Consider the following 3,930-nt stretch of genomic DNA (forward strand, 5'->3'; position numbering starts at 1 on the left):
AGCCCCGCCCCCTTCCTCCGGGAAGCGGGCGGGGCGCCGTCGTCCACCCGCCCGCCGGCCGGCCGACGGGAGGGCGGGCGGGCTCAGCGGGCCAGGTAGCCGCCGTCCACCGGCAGGATCACGCCCGTCACGAACGAGGCCGCGTCCGAGGCCAGGAAGGCGATCACGCGGGCCACCTCCTCCGGCTCTCCGAGCCGTCCCATCGGATGCGCCCCCGTCATCTCCGACAGGTACTCCGGTCCGCCCGGCTCGTCCCGCAGCGCGATCACCCGCTCCGTACGGATGGTTCCCGGTGCCACCGCGTTGACCCGGATCCCGTGCGCGGCCCACTCCACCGCGAGGTGCTTGGTCAGCCCCGACGCCACGAACTTCGCGGGCCCGTAAGCGGCCTGGCGGGCCTGCCCGGCCACCCCCGAGATCGACGACACGCAGACCAGAGCCCCACCGGGGCGCTGCTGCGAGGTCATCGCCTCGATGGCGTACTTGCAGGTCAGGAACATGCCGCGGCCGTCGACCGCCATGACGTGGTCCCAGTCCTCCGGACTGGTTTCCCGTACGTCGGACAGGGGGAGCACCCCGGCGTTGGCCACGGCGACGTCCAGGCGCCCGTAGGCCCCGACGGCAGCCGCGACCATCGCGCGATTGGCCTCCGGATCGGCGACGTCACCGGTGACCGCAGTGATCGCGTACCCCTCGGCGGCCAGTTCCGTACGCAGGGCCTCGACCCCGGAACCATTGATGTCGGCCGCGGTCACCCGGGCCCCGGAACGGGCCAGCAGCAGGGCGGTGGCCCGGCCGATCCCGCTCGCGGCGCCGGTGACCAGACAGGACTTCTCGTTCATGCGGCGAACCCTAGAGGGGGCGGGCAGGGGGTGGGGGGACGCCGGGGGACGCAGACCGGCCAAGTCCGGGGCCCGGGACATGTTGTCTTGTCACACGACTGACGCATCCCCATCGATGTGGCTAACATCACGCCAACCCGGCGATGTTGCCGGAAGGTTACGGAGGTGCGACGTGCTGCCAGTTCGGGGTGGGGACGGCCGGAAGCTGACGGTCTGGGGCACCCGTACCACCTGGAGCACCGTGGGCGACGGGGAGTTCTTCTGCCCCGCCTGCGGTGGGGACCGCAATTACCGCAGGCGGACCGGGAGGCGCCGGTTCACCGTCCTCGGGGTGCCGCTGCTGCCCCGGGGGCAGGCGGGGCCTGTCATCGAGTGCCAGGGCTGCCGTGCGCGCTTCGCCACCGACGTCCTGGACCACCTCACCACGACCCGCTTCACGGCCCTCCTGCGCGACGCCGTGCACACCGTGGCGCTGGCCGTGCTCACCGCGGGCGGGACGGCCTCGCGCGGCGCGCTGGAGGCCGCGGTGGGCGCCGTACGGGCCGCGGGCTTCCAGGACTGCACCGAGGAGCAGCTGGAGTCCCTCGTGGAGGCGCTGTCCACGGACGAGGGACGGCTCGGGCTGTACGACGTCCCGGAGTGCTGCGGGGCCGCGCTGTCGATAGAGCTCCACGAGGCCCTGGAACCACTGGCCCCGCACCTGGCCGGCCCGGGCCGTGAATCGATCCTGCTCCAGGGGGCCCGCATCGCGCTCGCGGACGGCCCGTACACCCCGGCCGAGCGAGAGGTGCTCGCGACGGTCGGCTCGGCGCTGCGGATCGACACGGACGAGGTGACCCGACTGCTGTCGGCGGTGCGCGCTCCCTGAGGGGGTGTTCCACGGATCCCACACGAGCGGCCCTGCGCGAATTCATCGCGCGGGGCCGTTCCGTGTCCGGTCCGTGGACTCCGGAGGGGCCCGTTCCGTCCGAAACGGCCCTCCACGACGTAACGATCCGGCCTCACAGGGTCTGTTTCGGGACGCGTGAACACCCCGTGAAGGGTGCGGGCGCACGCTCCACGCCCGATGTGTCCACCAGTCGGACAGCCGGAACGGTGCCTTCGAATGTGCCCTCCGAACGGCCGCGCAGTCCATATCCGCACGTCACGGCGCCTGTAGTGCCCGGTCGCGCGGCAGGAACACCTGGCGCCGAACCCCCGCGCGCATACCCCCGCCGAGGACGGCGCACCACTGGAGAAACCTACAGATCGGGCAGGCCAGAACGTCAACAGTTTGTCGAAGTCGACGATACCTGTGAGGCCCCCCACAGGCGTTCAATTCCGGTCACACGACAAGACGGCGCCGTCAACACGGCGCGGCTTTGATTCGCCTCGACGTGAACGCACTGACAACCCTGGCGTACCAACGGGTTAGCGACCCACTGCGCCCAGGGACCACCAGATCTTCTCTCACTTACCTACCTTGAAGGGCAAGGCTGAGATGGCACGTGTCGCCGCCCGGCTTTCCACCGACGGAGAGCGGAGCACGCACCCGGTCGACGAGGTGCTCCCCCTCCCCAAGCTCGCGCTGTACGGCTTCCAGCACGTACTCGCCTTCTACGCCGGCGCGGTGATCGTCCCGATCATCGTCGGCAACGCGCTGAAGCTGAGCCCTGAACAGCTCGTCTACCTGATCAACGCGGACCTCTTCACCTGCGGTATCGCCTCGATCATCCAGGCCTGGGGCATCGGCCGGATCGGCGCGCGCCTGCCGCTGATCCAGGGCGTGACCTTCACCGCGGTCTCTCCGATGATCGCCATCGGTCTCGGGGCCGGCGGCGGCACCGCCGCCCTGCTCGTCATCTACGGTGCGGTGATCACCGCCGGTATCGCCACCTTCGCCTTCGCCTGGCTGCCGGCCAAGGCGTTCCGGACGGTGATGCGGCTGTTCCCGCCGGTCGTGACCGGCACGGTGATCACCGTGCTGGGCATCGTCCTGATCCCGGTCGGTCTCAACGACGCGGCCGGCGGCCTCGGCAGCCCCGACTTCGGAGACCCGAAGAACTTCGCCTACGCCGGCGGCACGATGCTCTTCATCCTGATCCTGATGAAGATCGGCAAGCCGTTCCTCTCCAGCATCTCGATCCTCCTCGGCCTGGTCGTCGGCACCACCGTCGCCTTCCTGCTCGGCGACGCGAAGTTCGGCGACGTGAGCAACTCCGCGTGGATCGGCGTCACCACCCCCTTCCACTTCGGTGCCCCGAAGTTCGAGTGGTTCCCGATCGTCCTGATGCTCATCGTCATGCTGATCACCATGGTCGAGACGACCGGAGACACCTACGCCGTCGGTGACATCGTCGGCAAGGACGTCGACAGCGAGACCGTGGCCCGCGCCCTGCGCGCCGACGGCGCCGCGACCGCCCTCGGCGGTGTCCTCAACTCCTTCCCGTACGTGGCCTTCGCCGAGAACGTCGGCCTGGTGCGGATGACGAAGGTGAAGAGCCGGTTCGTGGTGGTCGCCGCGGGTGTCTTCATGATCGTCCTGGGTCTGCTGCCCAAGGCCGCCGCGATCGTCGCCGCCGTCCCGCACGGAGTCCTCGGCGGCGCCGCGACCGTCATGTTCGCCATGGTCGCCCTGGCCGGTATCCAGACGCTGGCCAAGGTGGACCTGAAGGAGGAGAAGAACGCGCTGATCGTCGGCGTCTCCCTCGCCTTCGCCCTGCTGCCCGCGACCGTCCCGGTCTTCTTCACCAAGCACATGGACCCCGACCTGTCCTCGCTGCTCAACAGCGGCGTGACGCTCGGTGCCACGGCCGCCATCGTCCTCAACCTGGTCTTCAACGGCCTGGGCAAGGAAGGTGCCCACGACGCCCCGGAGGCGGGAGCCCAGGCCCTCGCCGATGCCGAGGTCGACACGGCGCCCGGCTCGGACGCCACCGCCCCCGAGGCCCCCGCGGCGGTACCGGCCCAGGCCGCCGCCCCCGCCGCCTCGGCCGAGAAGGCGGACGACGCCGACCCCGCGCCGTCCCCGTCCGCGTCCTGATCCTCCCAACGGGTGCTGACCCCTCGCCCGGACCGGCGACCGGGCGAGCGGCCGTCGCTCTCTCCG

General features: G+C 70.7%; 3 protein-coding genes. 2 read left to right on the plus strand and 1 reads right to left on the minus strand.

Annotated features, from left to right (window positions below; translation table 11 throughout):
* Window positions 1–83: 83 nt before the first annotated feature.
* Complete coding sequence (locus ACWGIU_RS31980; RefSeq protein ID WP_453711606.1) at window positions 84–842, minus strand: SDR family NAD(P)-dependent oxidoreductase; 759 nt, start codon at window positions 840–842, stop codon at window positions 84–86.
* Window positions 843–1,014: 172 nt separating this feature from the next.
* Between ACWGIU_RS31980 and ACWGIU_RS31985 the strand changes: the two genes are divergently transcribed.
* Complete coding sequence (locus ACWGIU_RS31985) at window positions 1,015–1,710, plus strand: TerB family tellurite resistance protein (RefSeq protein ID WP_453711607.1); 696 nt, start codon at window positions 1,015–1,017, stop codon at window positions 1,708–1,710.
* Between the two features lie 612 nt (window positions 1,711–2,322).
* Window positions 2,323–3,864 (plus strand): nucleobase:cation symporter-2 family protein, encoded by a 1,542-nt coding sequence (locus ACWGIU_RS31990; RefSeq protein ID WP_453711608.1) that lies wholly within the window; start codon window positions 2,323–2,325, stop codon window positions 3,862–3,864.
* Window positions 3,865–3,930: the final 66 nt, after the last annotated feature.

This window comes from Streptomyces sp. NPDC054840 (assembly GCF_053611065.1).